This is a genomic window from Pseudoalteromonas sp. HM-SA03 (genome assembly GCF_002289345.1).
GTDB lineage: Bacteria > Pseudomonadota > Gammaproteobacteria > Enterobacterales > Alteromonadaceae > Pseudoalteromonas.
In genome coordinates, this window is sequence record NZ_NSDG01000004.1 from 93,155 (window position 1) to 116,145 (window position 22,991).

General features: G+C 48.2%; 3 protein-coding genes (1 of these 3 cut by a window edge). All 3 read left to right on the plus strand.

The genetic code is table 11. The features are described from left to right. Tightly spaced (each overlapping or abutting the next), the 3 genes in view from CKO50_RS01115 to CKO50_RS01125 form a layout consistent with a single transcriptional unit that may run on beyond the window. Positions 1-9,927, plus strand: a complete 9,927-nt coding sequence (locus CKO50_RS01115) for a hybrid non-ribosomal peptide synthetase/type I polyketide synthase (RefSeq protein WP_095726666.1) — start codon at positions 1-3, stop codon at positions 9,925-9,927. After that, positions 9,927-19,754, plus strand: a complete 9,828-nt coding sequence (locus CKO50_RS01120; protein ID WP_095726667.1) for a non-ribosomal peptide synthetase — start codon at positions 9,927-9,929, stop codon at positions 19,752-19,754. Before CKO50_RS01115 ends, CKO50_RS01120 begins: the two co-directional genes overlap by 1 nt. Beyond that, positions 19,754-22,991: the start of a non-ribosomal peptide synthetase gene (locus CKO50_RS01125; protein ID WP_095726668.1), read on the plus strand. It continues 8,825 nt past the right edge of the window; the window shows 3,238 of its 12,063 coding nt (coding positions 1-3,238); the start codon lies at positions 19,754-19,756; the stop codon falls past the right edge of the window. The genes CKO50_RS01120 and CKO50_RS01125 overlap by 1 nt, the downstream gene beginning before the upstream one ends.

A 22,991-nucleotide genomic window follows, 5' to 3' on the forward strand; every position in this document is an offset into this window, starting at 1 on the left:
ATGAATACAAATATTGTTACTATACTCGCGGGTTTAGCGTGTACTCGATCTCAAGATATTGCCTATCAGTATTTTTACGATGAGGCATTACCAAGTAAAACCATTTCCTACCAGGAACTGCATGAGCGTGCAGCATCTATTGCTGAGACATTGAGTGAATATTTTGAGCCGGGTGACAGGGCATTATTATTGTACAACTCTGGATTTGAATTTATAGAAGCCTTTTTTGCTTGTTTATACGCAGAAATAATTGCCGTACCGGTTTATCCACCTAAAAAGAATCAAAACGTTGATCGTCTGCGCGCCATCATCGAAGACGCAGGTGCGAAAGGTGCGCTTACCAGTGAAAAGATCAATGAAATCGCCAAGCCATTGCTTGATTCTGAGCCAAGCCTAGCGCAGTTAGCACTATTTACTACCGATAACATTACACTTAAATCGACCACTCAACAGTGGCCTCGTGCACAACTCCTTGGTGAGCAACTGGCATTTTTGCAATATACCTCAGGCTCGACGGGCACACCTAAAGGCGTGATGGTAACCCACGACAATATTCTTGATAATCAGGCGCTAATGAAAGAAGCGTTTGGTCACGATAGCAACTCTTCGATTGTAAGTTGGTTGCCTCACTTCCATGATATGGGACTGATTTTTGGCATTATGCACCCAATCTACATCGGGGCGACAGCGGCGCTGATGAATCCGGCTTATTTCCTGCAAAAACCACTACGTTGGCTAAAACTGCTTTCCCAAACCAAAGCATTAACGTCAAGTGCGCCAAACTTTGCCTATGACCTGTGTGTGGACACCGTCAAAGATGAAGATCTTAAAGACTTAGATTTGTCCCATTGGCGCTCGGCATTAAATGGCGCAGAACCCGTGCGTGCCAGCACGTTAGAGCGCTTTTATCAAAAGTTTAAAGTGTGTGGCTTACAAAGAGAAAGTATCGCACCTTGTTACGGCATGGCAGAAACCACCTTATTTGCAACCGGTGGGCGTCTTCTAGAAAAGCCAAGAATATTACGTATTGATGCGACCAAGCTACAGCAGGGTAAAGCCGAACTAGTCGCAGATGAAGATGTAGTAGATGTATTTTATGCATTAGATGTAGCTGATGATCAGCAGCCTTATTACGCCGTATCTTCTGGCGTGAGTTGGGGCGAGCATAGCATTGCGGTTGTTAACCCTGAATCTTTTGAAGCCTGCAATGATGGTGAAACCGGAGAAGTTTGGGTAACTGGCCCAAGTGTAGCAAAGGGGTATTGGAATAACCCAGCGGCAACTGAGGCTACATTTCATGCCAGAATTAAAGGCGCTGACCAGCGGGATTATCTGCGTACTGGTGATTTAGGCTTTATCCAGCGTGGGGAATTGTTCGTTACCGGACGCGCCAAAGACGTGCTTATCTTCCGCGGTAAAAACTACTACCCGCAAGATATAGAGCTTACGGTTACAGAAGCAAGCGATAGTTTAGAACAAAATGGCGGCGCGGCGTTTTCGGTCGCCGCTAATGGCGATGAAGAACGTTTGGTGATAGTACAACAAGTTAAGCGTACCGCGCTTAGAAAGTTAAATGCTGAGCAGGTATTGCAGCAGATCACCGCTGCGATCGTTGAGCACCACGGCATTACGCCTTATGACATCGTATTGATAAAGCCCGGTCGCATTCATAAAACATCGAGCGGTAAAATTCAGCGCCAAGAGAATAAACGCAGTTATTTAGCCGATAACTTTGAAGTAATTGCGCGTGCCCGAGAGGCGGCTGTGCCGCAACAATTTGAAGTGCCATCATCTTCATCGTCACTGCAACAAATTCAGCGGTTATTACAAGATTTAGTCGCACAAGAAATAGATAAGCCCGCGCGTAGTTTGGATATCGACGCGCCATTCTTGGCATTAGGTGTGGATTCGATGAAAGCGGTACGGATCTCAGGGGAGCTAATGGAAGTACACGAGCTAGATATTGAGCCAACGGTACTTTACGAATATCCCTCTATTCGCGAACTAGCCCAGTATCTAAGTCAGTTTAGTACGCTTACTCAAGCTCTAGGGCAGATAGCGCTTAACGAGTCGAAAGGTGCCACTGAGCAAGCGAATAAGATGCAGCCAACTCGCCGAGCTGAAGATATTACGGATACAGATATTGCCGTGATTGGCATGGCCTGTCGTTATCCTTTGGCAAATGGACTCGATGCATTTTGGCAGCTGTTATGCCAGCAGGGCGATGGGATCACCACGCCAGATCCTAAGCGCCAGCAGCTTTGTCCTAACCTTGAAGCCGACCGTCTCGGTGGCTATTTAGAGAATGTCGATGAGTTTGACGCCGCATTATTCGGCATCTCGCCACTCGAAGCTAAGCATATTGACCCACAACATAGATTACTGCTTCAAACGACTTATCACGCCATACAGCATGCTGGTTACCAACCCGCCACGCTCGCTGGTAGCGATATTGGCGTGTATGTTGGTATATCGCAAAATGATTACTTTTTATTGTCGCAACAACAGCAAAAAAGTACTGCGTATTTAGGCACGGGCACGGCGCTGAGCATTGCTGCAAACCGCATTTCTTATAGCTTTAATTTTACCGGCCCGAGTGTGGCGATTGATACGGCGTGCTCGTCATCGCTGGTGGCACTTCATCATGCAATTCAAGCACTAAGAAATGGAGAAACGAACGCGGCGTTGGTGGCGGGCGTTAACCTTATTCTGAGCGATGATGTGACTAAGGCCTGTGAAAACGCACAAATGTTGGCAGCAGACGGCCATTGCAAAACCTTTTCACAGGCAGCGGATGGCTATGTGCGAAGTGAAGGAGTTGGGGTGGTGATGCTAAAGCCGCTACAACAAGCCATGGCAGACAACGACCCAATTGTTGGTGTACTCAAAGGCAGTGCAATTAATCAAGACGGCCGCAGCAATGGCATTACCGCGCCAAATAGTGCCGCGCAACAGGCTGTGATCAATGCCGCCCTTGATAATGCCAAGATGCAGGCGGGAGATATCCACTATGTGGAAACCCATGGCACGGGTACGGAGCTTGGCGATCCTATCGAGATCACTGGATTAAATCGTACGTATGGAGAACACCACAGTCGCCATGATCCAGTTATTCTCGGTGCGGTAAAAGCCAATATTGGTCACCTTGAGTCCGGCGCGGGTATTGCTGGGCTTATCAAAACGCTACTGTGTTTACAGCATGAGCAAATTCCTGCGCAGCGTTATAGTGAGGCGCTAAACCCACATATTCCATGGCAAAAGCTCCCGTTTACGGTGCCGCAAAGCATGCAGACATGGCCTGTACAACAAGGGGGAATAAGAGCCGCTGGATTAAGCTCTTTTGGTTTTGGTGGTACAAATGCACATGTGATCTGCGCACAAGCGCCTGTACTTAAACCCAGCACACAAGCTGAAGTAACACCGCCTTCGTTTTACCTATTGCCTCTGGCTGCTAAGTCGAAAACTGCATTGCAACAACTTGCTGGTCACTATAGTGAGCGATTGTTGAGTTTGGCTCCCCAAGCATATGATGACTTCTGCGCACAAAATGCCGAGCAAGTACCGCTTAAAGGTGTGCACAAAACGTTTAGTGGTGTGAGTAGAGAAGCACTTATTTCGCAGCTTAATATTCCAGTTATTGCCGAACAGTCCTCGGCAAATGCTGCTCCAGAAGTCGCATTTTTGTTCACCGGGCAAGGTTCACAATACCCCTTGATGGCCTTCTCTTTATATCAACACCATGCAGTGTTTCGCAGTCACTTAGATGAAATTGACAGCCTAGTTGGCGAGCGCTTTGGAGCACGCCTGTTGGATGTGTTATTCGATGAAAAGCATAGTGAACTACTGGCACAAACGCGTTGGACGCAAGTGAGCTTGTTTGCCGTTGAATACAGTGTGGCAAACTTATTGATGCATTATGGAGTGAAGCCATCCCAGCTGCTCAGTCATAGTGTTGGTGAGTATGCAGCGGCTTGTATTGCTGGCGTGTTCTCGCTTCGTGATGGCGTTGAGTTGATTGCAGCGCGTGGTCAACTAATGCATGAATTACCGATAAAAGGCAGCATGATCGCCGCAAGATGTGATGAAGTAACCGCACAGAATTGCTTGAGCGAGTATCAAGGGCAAGTGGTGATCTCAGCCTTCCATGGTGGGGCTGGGGTGGTATTCTCCGGTGCTGATGAAGCAATCACAGCCCTCAGTGACGTACTTGCAGCACAGCAAATTAAGGTAAAAGCGCTGCATACGGCAAACGCTTTCCACTCTCCATTGATGACTCCCATGTTAGACGCCTTTAGGGAAGTCGCTGAACAGATTAGATTCCAACAGCCTCGGCTACCTTTTGTTTCGTCCATGACGGGGAAAGTAGAGACCGCACGCATTGCAGCAGCTGAGTATTGGGTTGAGCAAATTATGGCACCGGTTCGCTTTGTTGACTGTGTAACTACTCTGGAGTCACTAGAGCATAGCTTAGCGATTGAGCTTGGTCCCAAACCTATTTTGAGTGGCTTACTACAAGAAAACAGCAATAACAAAGCGCTCAATTATGCCCATGTATTGCACCCCAAAGGCGATGACAGCAAGAGGTTCGCCGAGTGTTTGGGCGCATACCTCGACTTAGGCGGGCCGCTCGAATGGCAACAGGTGTATGGCAATCGCCCGAGCGCTAGAGTAGGCTTGCCGCAATATCCGTTTGATTGCAGCTCATACTGGATTTTTGGTACTGAACAATCACAGCCCGAAGCACTGACAGTGGTAGAAGCGAGTGACCGTGATGCACAAATTCGCAGCTTTGTGCTCAATACCCTAGCGGGACTCTTATCGATGCCCGCTGATGCTATCCAAACCAACCTCCCTTTGCTAGAAATGGGGGTTGATTCTTTGATGATCATGCAGGCCGTTAGAGTATACGAGCGGGAATTCGGTTTAGAGTTTAGTGTTCGTCAATTTTATCAAGAGCTCAGCGATGTCGATAAGTTAGTGGCCTATATTCAAAGCCATAGTGACTATCTCAAAGCGCCGCAAGGTTCACAACAAGCTGGCAGTTTGCCATCACCTGCATCGGTGACGACTGATACGCCAAAAGGTAGTGTAGTAGAGGCTGACAACCACACGCTTGTCGCTATCTATCAGGCGCAATTGCAGGCGGCAAGCACAGTGACCAACGCTGAAGCGAGAGCTGCGTTAGAAGCTGTGGTGGGACAGCAGTTACGCCATATTCAGGGCGCGAAAGTTGAAAACAGTGCAGTCACCTCGACAGCAACCTTGGTATCAAAGCCCCAGCCAAGCAGAGCCCAATCTGTATTACCAGGCGCGCAACAAAAACAAGTGCAGCGTGCCAATAGCAGCCCGGCCATACGCCAACACCTTGCTGCATTGAGTGATGCTTACATTGCGAAAACGCACAGTTCAAAAGCGCTAGTGAGCGAATATCGCGGACGCCTTGCGGATTGCCGAGCTTCGGCGGGTTTTAGACTATCGAGCAAAGAGCTACTTTATCCGGTGTTCTCTAAGCGCTGTGAGGGCGCATATATCTGGGATATTGATGATAATCGCTATATTGATATCACCATGGACTTTGGTACTAACTTATTTGGTCATAATCCTGATTTTATCAAAGCAGCGCTGGCGCAACAGCTTGAATCCGGGATGCAACTGGGACTTGCAAGTCCTGATGCGCCCGAGGTCGCCGCACTTATCTGTGAGCTGACGGGGCTTGAGCGGGCATCGTTTTGTAACTCTGGTACAGAGGCGGTCATGACGGCGCTACGCTTGGCAAGAACGGTGACCAAGCGCGATAAAATTGTTCAGTTCTCAGGTGCGTACCATGGTCACTATGATGGTACTTTAGCAACTGAGTCGCCAGAGCAAGGCGTAGAGACAATGTGTGCTGGAGTGCGTTATGGCGCAATCGCCGATAATCTTGTTTTACCTTATGGTGATGATGAGGCGCTAGAGGTTATTACCCGAGAGGCACAACATATTGCCGCGGTGATTGTTGAGCCGGTACAAAGCCGTCATCCTGAAAATCAGCCTTGGGCGTTTTTACGTAAACTACGTACGCTTACCGAAGCGCATGGTATTGCCCTCATTTTTGACGAAATGATCACTGGCTTTAGAGCACACCCCGGTGGTGTTCAAGGCTTGATAGGGGTTAAGGCCGATATGGCAACCTATGGCAAAATCGTCGGTGGTGGTATGCCTATCGGTGTGGTCGCGGGGGCCGCTACCTATCTCGATGCCATTGACGGAGGAAATTGGCAATACGGAGATGATTCCTACCCTTTGACCGATACTACCTTCTTTGCCGGGACTTTCTGCAAACATCCAATGACCATGGCGAGCGCCAAAGCGGTGTTGCAAGCTATTAAGTCGCAAGGTCCAACGTTACAACAAGGGATCAACGACAAAACCGCGGCATTTAAAGCACATCTCAATGCGTTTTTTGAAACCCATGACGTACCCATTCGAATAGAAGCGTTTGCCTCATTATTCCGTTTTCGCTTTTCGCAAAATCTTGATGTGTTCTTTTATGAAATGCTAGAGCGCGGTGTGTTTATCTGGGAAGGGCGAAACTGCTTTTTCAGTGCCGCGCATACAGATGAAGACATTGCAGCGGTGATAAACGCAGTTGAAGCCAGTGTACTTAGCTTAAAACGTGCGGGCTACTTTGGTGAAACGAGTCAAAGTGATGACGATGCTGCATTTCCACTTAGCCATAGCCAGCAGCAGCTATTAGCGATGGCGTTGACCTCAAGCGATGGATCGAGTGCATATCAACTACAAGCGATATTAAAGCTCTCCGGCAAGCTCGATTTACCGCGGCTGCAACAAGCCGTTACCGCGGTCTGCCGCGACTTCCCAATCTTGCGTTTTGGTGTCGATAGTGACCGCTTAATGCAATATTGCCGAGTGGAAAAAGCCGAGTTGCATGTTGAGCCATGGAACGAAGAAGACCAAGCAGTATTGCAAACGCGGTTATCCGCGCTGCGTTATCAACCGTTTGACTTTGCAAAAGACCCACTTTGTAGAGTGACGCTGTTGAGTGATGGCAAAGCACAGCACTATCTAAGTGTTGTGGCCCATCATGTGATCTGCGATGGGCTTTCACTACAGATGGTGCTGGCAGCAATCGCTGAGCGCTACAATCAAGATGCAAAACAAAATGAGGTGGCAAGCCGAGCTGTCTCCTTTAATCACTACGTTGATAGCCTGCAGGCATATTCGCATTCACCAGAAGCTGCAAAAAATCAAGCTTTTTGGCACCAGTGCTTAGCGAGTTCAACACTACTTGAGCTGCCAAAATCAACGACGGTGAGCGTGGCTTCATACCAAGTTAATCAAATCACATTACCCATTTCATCGAGTGCAATCCGAAACACTGAGACCCTTGCTCAATCTTTGCGTTGTGGGCAATTTGCAACCATGCTTGCACTTTATTGCTTGTGGCTACACAAGTTAAGCGGTCAGGCGGTAATAAGTGTAGGTGTGCCGGTATCAGATAGGCAACGACTGGCGTCGCAGTTTGAGCCTGAGTTGCTCGACCAAGCGTTACTGGGTTATTGCACCAATATCTTGCCCATTGTGGTTGACATGACTAGCATTGGCACTATCGGTGAGCTGGTACAGCGGGTGCAAAATACTTTACTTGATGCCTTTGATCACCAAACCCACCCGTATGCAAGCCTTGCCGATGACCAGCTAATTCTACCTAGCACTTTGTTTAATCTAGATAAAGTCACCACTTTGCCGAACTTTAATGACCTAGAAGTTGAAGTACAGCCAAGTGTCGCTAAATTTGGCCAATTTGAACTGACGACAAATATGACCTGTGTTGCGGGGCAGTGGTCCCTGTTAGTGGAATATCACACAGCAAAATTTGATACTGAATTAATGACCCAGTACGTGGCTAAGTTTGTCCATTTGCTGTCGCAGGTTCAAGGCAACACACCGATAGGGGCTCAAAATGAGCTGATACAAAGTAGTGATGATGTGTATCGATTGGTTGAGTTACCGCTACAGCAAGAGAAATCGGTTAAGGTCGCGACGAGTTTCGTTGAAACTTGGCAGCACAATGTGTCGCGTTGCAGCGCACGTACGGCACTGGTAACGGATGATGTGAGTCTCAGTTATGAGGCACTAGATTCGCGTGTTAACCAACTCGCTCACTACTTGATGAAGCAGCAGGTAACGCCCAATAGTATCGTGGCGGTGGCATTACCACGCAGGGTGGAGCTGTTGATAGCACTCATGGCGGTGATGAAAGCTGGAGCGGCATTTTTACCACTCGATCTCACCTTTCCTGACGAGCGCATCGCGCATATCTTAGAGGATGCCAAAGCGAGTGTTGTGCTGTGTGATGCCAGCAGTGCAGAGTCTGCGTTATTCAATCTCGGTCGTTTCAAACGAGTCTGTATGGATAGCGATGCCGAAGTCATTGCCAAAAGTTCGACTCGCAGCCCAAGCTTGCTAATTCAAGCTCAGCAGCGTGCTTACGTGATTTATACCTCTGGTTCCACGGGGTTACCCAAGGGCGTTGAAGTCAATCACGGGGCATTTGCTAATCTGCTTGCGTCTATGTGTCGTGAGCCGGGGCTGGTGGCAAATGACCGTTTATTGGCTATCACCACAGTAGCGTTTGATATTGCCTTGCTAGAGTTGTTTGGGCCATTACTCGTTGGTGCGTCGGTGGTGCTGGCAAGTGATGAAAGTATTAGCGATCCTGCTGTGCTTGGCGCGCTTATTGAACAGCAGCAGATCACGGTGATGCAGGCAACGCCAACGCTATGGCAATTAGTGTTAAATGCGGCACCAGCATGCACTTCTGGCATAAAAGTATGGAGTGGCGGTGAGCCTTTACCTCAGGCACTGGCCGCGCAGTTACTTAGTCACAGTAAAGCGGTTTATAACTTATACGGGCCAACCGAAACCACGATTTGGTCGGCGGTGGCACATATCGACAATGCCGCAGAGATAACCATTGGTAAAGCGATACAAAATACTAGCTTATTTGTGCTCCCAACAGAGTGCCATGGTGAAGGGCTGCCTTTACCCGACGGCGTATGGGGCGAGTTATACATTGGTGGCAGTGGTGTTGCTATGGGTTATTTACATCAAGCGGAGCTGGCCGAGCAGCGTTTTATCAATCATCAATTTACAACTTCCATTAGCTGCCGCTTATACAAGACGGGAGACAAAGCGAGGCGTTTAGCTGATGGCCATTTTGAATTAAAAGGACGCTTAGATAATCAAATTAAACTCCATGGTCATCGTATAGAGCTTGGCGATATTAGCCATCACCTAGGGCGGATACTCAATACTAGTGAAGTCGATGTTTGCGTACAAACGCTAGAAACTGGCCCATGTCTGTGTGGTTATATGATTGATGATGGTGAGCTATCAACCGAGTGGTCTTCGCCTCGGCTGCGCCAAGCGCTCGGTGAATGGTTACCAAGTTACATGGTGCCTGAGCATTTTGTTTGGTTAAGTCAATGGCCGATGACACCAAATGGTAAGCGCGACCGAAAAGCACTACCAAAGCCTGCTGCTGAGCAAGTATCAGAAATATGCACGTTGGCTCCCCGCACTGAAACAGAAAAGCAGCTGCATCAACATTATATAGCACTTCTCCCTGTTGAGCAGTTGGGCGTCACAGCACGTTTTGTGGATAGCGGCGGCAATTCGGTGATTGGTATGCAGTTGGTATCGAGACTCAACCGAGCTTTCAATATTAAATTGACCATTGGCGACATCTTTGAGCACGCCTGTATTGCAGAGCTTGCCGAGTGTATCGAAGCGCTAAAACAAGCTCATGATGCTATTTCGGTGGAGACGCAGACTCCAAGCGTAGAGAAAGTCAGTGATATTGTGAGCGATCGAGATTTGAGTGCTGCGCTAAGTGATAAATCTATGACGGAGATGGACTTGTAATGATGGAAAACTTTGCAATAAAACAGTGGTTAGATGAGCTTGACCGTCAACAGATTTATGTTTATTTACAGCAAGATAAATTAAAACTTAGAACACCGCTTGGGCAGGTGCCTGAGGGTATTCTGGATAAGATAAAGGCGAACAAAGCTGCGCTTATCACCTATCTTCAAGGACAGCAAAAGCAATCTGCTTCGCTCTCGGCAGCGCAGCAAAGAATGTGGTTTATTGATAAGTATGAAGGGGGCACTGCGGCATACAATATGGCTGGGCTAGTTAAATTATCGCAGCCATTTTCAGTCACGGACATTGAACAAGCGTTGAGCCGCTTGATAGCTAAGTACGATATTTTGAGAGCACGATTTATCACGGTTCAAGGAAAGGCCGTGCAGCAAATTGAACCTGCTGAGGCGATGAAAATTGCTGTGATGACCGTGGATGAAGAAGCGCTACCCAATCAGCTACCAGAGTCGATTAAACAGGCTGTGGGGTATCAGTTTGATCTTGCCAACGAGCCGCTGCTGCAAGTGACGGCTTTAGTGGGTAACTCCCATACTGCTTGCCGTTGGTTACTCGTTAACATGCATCATATTATTAGTGACGGCTGGAGCGTGACTGTATTTATCAACGCACTGCTGCATGAGCTATCGGAGGCGTGTGTTGAGCTTCCCGATTTACAGTATGTTGACTATGTGCACTGGGAGCAGCAATTAAGGCAATCCCCAGACTATCAACAACAATTGGCTTATTGGACTGAGCAGTTAGAGGCATTTACACCGTTTGAATTGTCCACCAGCTATCCAAGAAAAAAAGAAAAGCAGTACCAAGGTGACACGGTTCGTTGTTCGTTTAACGCAGAACAAATACAACGATTAGATAAAGCTTGCCACAGCGATGGCGTAACACATTTTACCGTCTTGCTGGGCGTGTTTTACATCTTGCTTTATCGCTACAGTGAGCAAGCCGATATTACCTTAGGGGTGCCGGTTGCAAATCGTCAGCAAAGCGAGTTTGAAGCTATGCTTGGCTGCTTTATTAATACCTTGCCACTGCGTATGCAGATAAACGGACATCACTCCATGAGTGAGGCGATTAAGGCGCTGCAATACAAAGTATTGCAAGGGCTTAGTAATCAAAACGCTGCCGTGGAAGACATCATTGAAGCGCTAGAGCTACCCAAATCCGCCGCGCATTCCGCCTTGTTTCAAGTGTTATTTAACTACAATGGTGTAGCAAGTAGTAAGGTGTCGGCAAATAACCAATTAGAAGCCGAGTTAATTGCCCTAGATAATGGCACTGCGAAATTTGACTTAACCCTATCTGTTGATGATACAGATGATGCCCTTGTGTGTGACTTTGTTTATGCAACAGGGCTTTATGACCATGCGCTTATTCAGCAATTTGCCGATGATTATTTGGCACTCGTCCAGTGCTATTGTGCTAAAGAGGCGCTGCCGATTGACGACTTAGTGCTCAAATCAACGAACGTACCGACAAAGGCGGCGGATATCAATCACAACATCAGCCAGCCGATGCTTGTGCCGCAAGCAATCAGAAGTATAGCGCAAACTCAAGGTGAGGCGATTGCAGTGGTTGTGCCAAGCACCAATGGCGAAGCATCGCGGGCCCTAACGTATCAGCAGCTACAATCTCAAAGCCTACAAATTGCCAACAACTTAGATGTTCCAGCGTCAATCATTGCGCTGATAACAACGGGTGATATGAGTGATATTGTCACTATGCTTGGCGTAATGCAAAGTGGTCGCGCGTATCTACCTATTGATGGCAATATGCCCACTGCCAGAGCGCTACAAATGCTAGCGCAAGCTGAATGTAATACGGTGGTGGTAAGTGTCGAAACGCCACTTTGCCAAGCGTTACGAGAAGCGGGCATTCAGGTGCTTGACTATACTGAGCTGAGCCAAAACAAAGGAGCGCCGCAGCAAACTTATTCACCAAGTTTTGATGATAGCGCGTATGTGTTGTTTACTTCTGGTTCTACTGGTGTGCCCAAAGGGGTTGAGATCAGCCATGGCGCGCTGAGTCACTATTGCAGCAGCATCGCGGCGAGATTGAGTTACAACCAAGATACGCGAGCGGGCGTGGTCACAGGACTTGCCACGGATTTATGCTTAACGGCTGTGTATCCGGTGCTTACTCATGGCGGCACTGTGGTACTCACCCTTGCAAACCAAGCGCCAGAACCGACTGAAATTGCAGCCAAGTTAGTGGCTGAGCAAGTTAACTTGATAAAATTAACCCCTTCTTTTGCCGCGGTGCTGTTGCCTCAATTTGCTGAGCAAAAGCCCGCTATTTCGCAGTGGGTGTTAGGTGGAGAAGCATTAGGTGAGCAGCTTGTTGATAGCATTCGCGCGCTGACGCCAGCAGCGCGTATTTTCAACCATTATGGTCCGACGGAGGCTTGTGTTGGAGTAGTTTGTCATGAAGTGACAGACAGCAGGCTAACCGGCCACAGTTATCCGATCGGTGCGCCTTTGGCACATGTCACCACCTGCGTACTCAACAAACAGGGGAAGCCAACACCCGCTGGCATGCCTGGAGAGCTCTATATTGGCGGGCCGAGCCTCGCCAAAGGATATATAAATGCGCCTTCAGAGACCGCAGCTCAGTTTACAAGTAGCTTGCAACATAGTGCCCAATGCGCCCGTTTTTACCGCAGTGGTGATAGCGTTAGGCTGAATACGAGCGGCGAGCTTGAATTTCTCGGTCGAATTGACAAACAAGCGAAAATTCGCGGTTACCGCGTTGATCTCAATGAAATAGAAGCTGCTCTGTTAGCGCTTGATGAGGTATCGCAGGCAGCAGTCGTGGTGCGCAAGCTCGGCAAGCAAGATGCTTTGGTTGCTTTTGTGGTAAGTGGTGGTGGCAGCCAGTGCGCCGCAACCAATCTGCGCGAGGTGATCCGCCAAGGCTTGAAGCGTCGCTTGCCCGAGCCGATGATCCCAAGCTGGATAGAGCTTTGCCAGCACTTACCCACCCTGAGTAATGGCAAGATAGACCGCCAACAATTACAGTCTTTGGCATTAACCTCTCAAAGCCAAAGTAGTGAGGTGACAAGTGCGTTGCAGCGACAGTTAATCACACTCTATCAAACCTTAACTGGCGCACCAGAAGTGGGGCTGCACGATAGCTTTTTCAGCATCGGTGGTCACTCTTTATTGGCAATGCAATTACTCAATGAACTAAGAGCCCAGCTCTCGGTGGAGGTGAGCTTAAAGCAACTGTTTGCCAATCCTAGCGTATTTGAACTAAGCGAGATACTGGCTAACTCTCAGTCTCAATCTTCATTACCAAGTCTACAACCTGCGCCACCACAGCCCAATTATCCTTTGTCATTTGCACAGCGGCGCTTGTGGTTTGTAGACCAACTGCAAGGGCACAGCAACCAGTATAACCTACAGGGCATATTTCAATTGCAAGGCAAACTGAATACCAAGGCCTTAGAGCACGCCTTTATTGCTGTGATTAAGCAACATCCAGTCTTGGCGTTTAATTATCATCAAAATGAGCAAGGAGAACCGCACCAAAGCATTAACCTTGATGCTCGATTTACCTTGATTAAGCACGACTGGACAGATAAATCCGCTGAGCAACAAGCACATGCGTTAGAGCAAGCTATCGCAGAAGATTACGCAACCAGCTTCGATTTAAGCCGTGATTTAATGCTGCGCGCCAGTCTTTATCAACAAGAGGCGATGCAGGCTACCCTTGTGATCACCTTACATCATATCGCTGCCGATGGTTGGTCTATTGCGTGTTTGAGTGACGCTTTAAGACAGGCATACAAAGCTGCTCTCAGCGGCGAAACCTTATCGCTACAAGAGGTGCATTACGTTGATTATGTAATGTGGCAACAGCAGCTGGAACAGGGGGAATTATGGCAACAGGAGCTCGACTATTGGCGTATGCAATTACAAGGTCTGCCCAAGGTTCATGAATTACCGCTAGATTGTAGCAGAGAAGCAAAAACCTCTTTGCGCGGCGCCTTAGTGATTGAGCCTATACCTGCGGCGCTGGTCAGTGCACTTCGAGCGTATCAAACTCGTTCAGGGCAAACCTTATTTGTGTTACTGCAAACGCTATTTTCATTGTGGTTAAGCCGCTTTTCTCAACAGCGCGACGTGGTTGTTGGTACGCCGGTATCAGGACGTCACCTCAAAGCATTTGAAAATATGATTGGTAACTTTATCAATACTTTAGTGCTTAGGAGCGAATGGAGTGAAGACACCAGTTTTACCCAAGCGTTACAGCAAACCCAAGGCTTACTCAACGACGCATTGCAACATCAACATATTCCCTTCGATGTGTTAGTGGATGAGCTAGACATTGAACGCTCAAGCGCCCAGCATCCGCTGCATCAAATCGTGTTTCGGGTAAATAATCAGGTAAATGAAAACCTTACGCTAGAACAATTGGAAGTGACGCCTTGCCAAAGTAAAGTACGCGGTGCCAAATTAGATTTGGAAGTCGCAGTGATAGACGAGGGGGATGTACTCACCGTTGAATGGCTTTATGACAGCAATTTGTGGCACGAAGCGAGTGTAGTTAGTTTCCATCAGCAGTTTTGTTATGTGTTATCGCAGTGTCTTGCAGAGCCAAATACTCCGTTGTCAGCATTGTCATTGTGGCCCGCTGAGCAGCAGTTAGCGCTATTAAAACAGCTGCAAAGTGTTGCGGTAGAAGTGACAGAGCAACAGCGATGGGTAACTAAGTTTAGTCAGGCGGCTCTTCAGACTCCACTACAGACTGCGGTGCGCATGGGGGAGTTCACTTGTAGTTATCTCACCTTAGAAAAATGCGCGAACCAACTTGCTAATAGCTTATTGGAAATGGCATTTGCCGAGCAAAGTCGCATTGCTATTTTACTGCCGTCTTCAAGCTACATGGTGGCCGCGGTGCTGGCAGTATTAAAAGCGCGCCATACCTATGTGCCCATTCATCATGACACGCCAACGGATACCTTAGCCTACATCATGAATGATGCAGACATCGTATTGACGCTGGCGCTAAGTGAAGATACCGAGCGCTTGATTGAAGCCGGTAGTGACTTTTTGTTGCTTGATGATCTGTTCGAAGCCGAGGGGAACTTTGCGTTTTACGATACCTGTTTGCTGGTAGATGAAGACGCATCTGCATTTAACCAAGCCGAGCTTGCCTATGTTATTTATACCTCAGGTTCAACCGGGCAGCCAAAAGGGGTGCCCATTAGTCATGGCAACCTCAATAATTATCTGCGCTTTGCGTCTCAGCGCTACCTGCCACAATCGGGAGGCATAACCAAGGCTGTACTCAGTACACCGCTGGCGTTTGATGCGACGGTGACCGCCTTAGTGCCTATCTTAGTGCGAGGTGGTGAGCTTGAGTTGCTTCCCACGGGCGCAGAATTGTTGCCCGCCTTACAAACACAGATTTTTGCAGCTAACGAAGCCAAGTTATTCAAGTTAACACCGGCTCACCTACGCGCGGTATTTGCATTAAGTGACGCACAAACTCGCAGTAATATCGCCCACCGATTTGTGGTTGGCGGTGAAGGGCTAAGCGCAGCTTTGGTTGATAAGCTGATGGATAAGCTCCCGAATGCTCAGTGGATAAACGAATACGGCCCAACTGAGGCAACAGTCGGCTGTAGTATCTATGCTGTAAGCCGTGAGTCGCGCCACTTGTTAGCGGGCCACGAAGAAGTGCCTATTGGTCATGCTATCGATAATATGACACTTGCGGTAGTCGATGAGTTTGGCGAACTGGCTTTACCTAATATGCCTGGAGAGCTTTGGCTAGCGGGAGATGGGGTGTGTGAAGGCTATATTAATCTCGCGAGTGTGACGCAAACACGCTTTGTTGAGCAAGCAGTGCCTGCGTCTGGTACTTCAAGCATGCGTTGGTATCGCAGTGGCGACAAGGCAAAGTGGCAGGCGAATGCGCGCGGAGAGGTTGACTACCTTTGCTATTTGGGGCGGTTAGATGAGCAAGTAAAACTGCGAGGCTACCGTATTTCTCTTGTGGCAATCGCCCATCAAATCGACGCGTTGGCGCAAGTAAAAAGCTGCGCTGTGAGTGTTGATGAAGCACAAGAAAGCTTAGTGGCTCATGTGGTTTTAAATGGTGAGGCTAAGCTCACACTTGTGCAGTTGCGCCACGCTTTATCGCAGTCGCTGCCCAGTTACATGTTACCTGCCGCGCTGGATATCGTTGCTGATATTCCACTGACTGCAAACGGAAAAGTAGACAAGCAAGCATTACAGCTTGCCTATCAGGCACAGGCGAAAAGCCAAGAGGTCGCTGAGGTAATTGATGGATCTAAGCTCACGGACATACAGCGTTATTTACTTGAGTTATATCGTGAGCTACTGCCGAGCCAAGTACAGAGTATTAACGATAGTTTCTTTGACTTAGGCGGGCATTCGCTGCTTGCCATAAAAGTGATCAGCCGAGTGCGCAGTGAGCAACGGCGAAATATCACCTTGCCACAACTTTTTGATGCGCCAAGTATTGCAGCGTTTGCTGAAGTGATAACCGCAAGTTCGATGATTGCGCACAGCAATACCATTGAGCCAGTATCAAGAGCTCAAGCGTTACCTCTGTCTTTTGCTCAGCAGCGTTTGTGGTTAATCGATCAGTTACATGAGCAAAGTCTGCAATACCATATGCCAGCGAGCTATTGGTGTGAAGGAGCCTTAAATATTGACGCTTTAACACAAGCGTTAAGCGCGATTGTTGCACGTCATGAAGTGCTCCGTACGGTCATCGTTCCTGCAAGTGGTGAGCACGGCGCTGTGCAGCAAATTCGTGCCCAAGTAGCTTGTCCTGTGGAATTAGTAGATTTGTCTGGGCTAAACAACGCAGAGCAACAGCAGCGTTGGCGAACATTACAGCAGCAATCGCTTAATAAGCCTTTTGATTTATGCCAAGACACTATGCTGCGCGTTATCTGTGTACAGTTTAGCCACAACCAATTTGGACTCTTGTTTAACATGCACCACATTGCCAGCGATGGTTGGTCGATGGCGCTGCTGGCCAAAGAGTTCGTGGCGTTTTATCGGCACTTTAGCGAAGCGCCAGTGTATCCCCTGCCAGAGCAATACGCTAAACCGCTAGCGGTGCAGTATGCAGACTTTGCCTACTGGCAGCAGCAACAGCAAGATAGCTATCAGGCGGATCTTGCCTATTGGCAAACTCAGTTGCAGCAGTGTCCAGTTGTTCATGAATTACCGCTGGACTTTGAGCGACCACAAGTTCAGTCCCTTGATGGTGAGTGTATTCGTCATACCCTTACGAGGTCGCAAGTTGAGGCGATAAAAGCGCATTGCCAAGCACAAGGGGTGACTTTGTATATGTGGTTGCAAAGTGCCTTTTCGCTGTTGATGCTTCGTCTTAGTCAAACGCAGGATATTGTCGTTGGTTCGCCCATTGCAGGACGTGAGGTGAAAGAGTTAGAGGGGTTACTGGGGTGCTTTGTGAATACCTTGGCTATTCGCGCTCGCAAAGTGGGGTCGCCTTCATTTAACGACTGGCTAAGTGAACAAAAACAGGTGATCTTGTCGGCTTTTTCCCATCAGAATCTACCCTTTGAGCAGCTTGTTGATGCCATTAATCCACCGCGCAGCTTAGCGCATTCGCCCGTATTACAAATACTCTTTGCACTACAAAATAACGAACAAAGTAACTTCAAGCTACCTCACCTAAAAATCGAGCAACAGCTTGATCTTAAGCCTGCAATGAAGTTCGACTTAGAAGTCAATGCACAAGAATCGGGCAGTGAGATCACGGTGCAGTGGAATTATGCCAAAGCCTTGTTTAAACACACTAGCGTACAGGCGATGGTTGATGCTTTTGTGACGTTAATTGACGCGGCGCTGACAAGCCCTGAGCAAAGTGTGAATACCTTACCATTAGTTGATAGCAAAGTACTCAGCGAGTTAGGGTTTGCCACGCAAGCGCAGCCGCAATCTCCTTGGTTTATCAGCGATAAAATACGGGACTTTGCTCAGCATAGTGCACAGCAAAATGCTGTACGAGATATGACTGGCAAGCGGTTAAGTTTTGGCGAATTGGAGTCACAAAGTAATCAACTTGCGCGTTACTTGATTGAACAAGGCGTAACGGCAAGGTCGCAGGTCGCAATAAGCTTAGCGCCAAGCTGTGAGCAAGTTGTGGCACTTTTGGCAACCTTAAAAGTTGGGGCCGTGTATGTGCCGCTTGACCCAAATGTACCGAGTCAGCGTCAGCACTATATATTGCGTGACAGTAAAGCGACTTGCCTTATCACCACCTTAGCACTACTTCCTAACAGCGCAGAGCTTAGCTGCTGTTTGGTGTTAATGGACACCGCACAGCTTTGGCAGAACATGCCTGTAGAAGCACTTGCGCCGTTAAGTGATATTGATGCTCCGGCTTATATAATCTATACCTCAGGCACCACAGGGCAACCCAAAGGCGTGGTGGTTAGTCACCGTAATCTACACCTTTACCTTGAGCATGTTAGCCACAGTTATCTCCAAGGCGATATACACGAGAGCGTTGTCAGCACGCCTTTAGCGTTTGATGCGACTGTAACGAGCTTATGGGGAGCGCTGGTTAATGGTCTTAGTGTAGTACTGCTAAGCGATGGTGAGCAATTAATCACAGAGCTTAGTACGTGTTTAGCGCGTGATGAGGCGCTGCTGTTTAAGTTGACTCCAGCCCACTTACAAGGCGTGCTGGCACGATTACAACCGAGCAATGCTGCGCACCACATTGTGGTGGGGGGAGAAGCCCTATCTAGCAGCGTGGTTGCTCAAGTTGGGGCACTGATGCCACAGGCTCATTTTTATAACGAATATGGCCCAACAGAAGCAACAGTCGGGTGCTGTGTGTATCGCTGTAATGGCCAATATGCGGTTTCGCTTGCACAGCAATCGCAGCGCTTTGTACCAATCGGCAGCGCTATTCAAGGCACTCATTTGGTGGTACTGGATCAGCATCAACAGCTTGTTCCTATCGGCATGCCCGGAGAGTTATACATCGCGGGCAATAATGTGGCTCAGGCATATTTTGGGTTGCCAGAGCTCAGCGCCAGTAGATTTGTGTCATTGTCTTTGAACAATGACTCACAGCGTTATTATCAGACGGGCGACCAAGTGCGTTGGCTGCTAGATGAACAGGGCAATCCTAGTGCGCTGCAGTTTATTGGTCGTCGAGACAACCAAGTTAAACTGCGTGGCTATCGCATCGAGCTTGAAGAAATTGCGGCTCAGCTTGAGCACCTAGATGCAGTGCAACAAGCACATGTGTTACTTAACGAAAGTAAAGATAACTTACTGGGCTGTGTGGTACTAACTACACCATCGCACAGTGATGCCATTTATGAGCTTGAACAGACGCTACACACTCAGATATTAGCCTCGTTAGCAGAGGTCCTACCAAGTTACATGTTGCCTTACAAGCTGTATGCACTGGCTGCTATGCCGCTTACCAATAACGGCAAAGTAGACGCAGGAGCGCTTGCACAACTGGTGCAATCGCAACAGGCGCAAGTGCTTACAGCACCTTTAGCTCCTATGACTGAACTACAAACGCTACTGGCAGAAGTTTTTGCTCAAGTGCTCAATACTCAAGTTCGAGATATTAACAGTAACTTCTTTGAGTTAGGGGGGCACTCTTTATCAGCAAGCCAAGCGGTTGCCTTAATTGAACAGGCGCTTGAGGTGCCCATCACCTTAAAAATATTGTTCGAGCGGCCAAGCGTAAGCGCACTTGCAACTTGGTGTGAGATCCATCGTGCAGCCAAAGCGGCGGACGAAAACGGTCAGTCTGAGGAGATGTTTTTGTGATGAATGAACAACAAAGACTGATAGAGGCATTGATCGCAGAAGCATTAGCAGCTGGCGTGACCTTGTATGAAAAAAACGGTGGCTTAGCATTTAAGCAAACCGCTGGGTTTCCTCCACAGTTAAAACAGCAGGTGGTTGAATATAAATCAGAGATCATTGCCTATTTTCAGCAGCAAAGTCGTGATATGGCGAACTCATCGCCGAAAATAGTCGCGCAGCCAAATGCGGGGAAGGACTTACCGCTGAGTTTTGCACAGGAAGGGCTGTGGTTTATTGAGCAGTTGCAAGGCAGCAAGCAGTATTATATGCCTGCTGAGTTTTTGTTACGCGGAAAGCTTAATATTCAAGCAATGCGCAGCGCCGTACAAGATGTGGTGCAGCGCCACGAAATACTGCGCGCTAGGTTTGTAAAAAATGAACAAGATGGCAACCCCCAGCTGCAAGTAACGGATGACGTGAATACACCGTTTGAGTGGCTTGATGCCAGTGTAACACCTGAGGAAACAAGGCAAGCCTACATTGCTTCGCGCATCGCAGCACATCAAAACAAGCCTTTTGACTTGGCTCATGATTGTTTGCTTCGCGTGCTGGTGGTGAGTGATGGCGATGAACATCACCTTGCATTTAATATGCATCATATTGTCTCTGATGGGGCGTCAATGGCGCTACTTGCACAAGAGATAGAGGCTGGCTATTGCAAACACCTAGGCACACCTTATACGCCGCTTGTAACTATGCAGGTGCAATATAGTGATTTTAGCCAGTGGCAGCGAGCACAGCTAACGCCAGAGCGCATCGAGGCGCCACTGGCGCAACTAAAACAGCAATTTAGCGAATTAGCGCCGTTGCAGTCATTGCCTTGTGACTTTGTCCGTCCTGCGGTGCAGTCGTTAACGGGGAAAGTATATCGCCAAGCGCTTGATGCGTCGTTATTTGCGGCGATCTCGACACAGGCGAAGTCGCTCCAGCTCACACCCTTTATGTGGCTGCTCAATACCTTTATGTTGTTTATCGCAAGGCTTACGCAATCGCTGCAGGTAGTTGTAGGCACGCCAGAACTTGGCCGTCGTCACCCCGAATTAACGCCGTTAATTGGCTTGTTTGTTAATACCTTAGTGATGCAAGCAAAGCTTGAAAGTGATATGCCATTTAGCCAATGGTTGCAGCAGCAAAAAGACCTTAACCTAGCGGCGTTTGAATATCGCGATATTCCTTTTGATAAAGTGGTTGAAGCGGTTGGCGCTCCAAGAGATTTAAGTCACCATCCGCTAGTGCAAATATTATTTACACTGGAAACCCGTGATGAGCGTGCTTTTACGCTTCCGGGATTATCGGTTCAAGAAGTGCAAAAACAACAGGCGGATAGCATAGCGGTAAAATGCGACTTAGAACTCAATGCCGTAGTTGATGAGCAGGCACTTTATTTACATTGGAAGTTTGATAGCCATCTTTACACAGAAGAGACCATCAAACATTGGGCGGATTGCTTTCACACGCTGCTTCAAGCTTGTGTTACAGCCCCTCATACCGCAATTGGTGAACTTGCGTTACTGAACCAAAAACAGCAGCAAGCTTTAATAACGGGCGCTCGATGCCAAGCGGCAACTTGGCCTAAGCAAGACACCATCACCAGTTTATTCATGCGCTACGCCGAGCACTTTGCCACACGCACTGCCGTGCAAGATAGCACGACTATGCTGAATTATCGTGAGCTTAACGATCGAGTCGATGCGCTGGCGATAATGCTGTTACAACAAGGGGTCACGCCACGAACCATGTTGGTGGTGAGTGTATCACGCAGCGTTGAGATGATAGTGACCTTGCTGGCAGTGCTTAGAGTGGGTGCTGCCTACGTACCAGTAGATCCCGACTACCCACAAGAACGCATTGAGTATATTTTGGGAGACGTGCAAAGCCCATGGCTGCTTTGTGATAACGCCACTCAGGCACTGTTTAGTCAGCTTTCATACCAGCTAATTAATGTGTCACAGACAGAGCCTCAGACCAGCCGCGAAGCCCTCAAGCAGCTTGATGCTATTCAGATTGAGCCGCAAGACTTGGCTTATATGATCTATACCTCGGGCACCACAGGACGACCAAAAGGCGTACAAATTGAGCATCGTCATGTGGTGCGCTTACTTCATGTAGAGCCCAACTTATTCGATTTTAATGAGCAGGATGTTTGGACCTTATTTCATTCCTTCTGCTTTGATTTCTCAGTGTGGGAAATGTATGGCGCGTTACTCTGTGGTGGTCGTCTTGTGGTTGTGGATAAAGCGGCTGCGCAAGACACTCAAGCTTTTGCTCAGTTGTTGGTTGATGCCCAGGTTACGGTCTTAAATCAAACACCAAGTGCGTTTTACGCGCTACAAGCCACGCTACTCAATGACAGTCAGTTGGTGAGCCAATGTGCAGTGCGGTACGTGATTTTTGGTGGTGAAGCGTTGCAGCCAAGTAAGCTACAGCCTTGGGCACAGCACTTACCAAATTGTCAGTTAATCAATATGTATGGCATTACCGAAACCACAGTACATGTTACCTTTAAGGCGCTGAAGCCTGCGGATCTGACGCTTGGCACCAGTAATATAGGTCGTGCTATTCCGACCACCAGCTGCTATGTACTTGATGACAAGCAAAGGCTCTTGCCGCAAGGTGCCGTGGGCGAGTTGTACGTAGGGGGCGAGGGGGTTTGTCGGGGGTATTGGCAACGTGACGAGTTAAACGCCACTCGCTTTATTCAAAACCCGTTTAGTGAAGCGTCTGAGCAGCGATTATATCGCTCAGGCGATCTCGTGCGCTTAATGGCCAGCGGAGAGCTGAGCTATGTTGGCCGAATTGACGACCAGGTAAAAGTTCGGGGTTATCGCATTGAATTAGGCGAAATTGAAAACCAGTTGCGCCATCATCCCGAAGTGGCTGAGGTCACTGTGCTGTTAAATCGGCAAGACCCAGAAAATGTCTGGATCTGCTCCTTTGTGGTGTTACACAAACAGGTCGAGTTCGACGACATCACTTTGGTCATGCAGCAGTTTTTAAAACAAAATTTACCTGACCATATGTTGCCGGCCAAAGTGCAAACGGTGACAGCTATGCCACTGACCAGCAATGGTAAAGTAGATAAAAAAGCACTACTGCAGCAACTTGATACAAGCTTTAACGAAAACACTTATGAAGCACCGATTGGCGAGCTTGAAACCCAACTTGCAAGCTATTTTGCCGAGACTTTGCAGCGCGAAT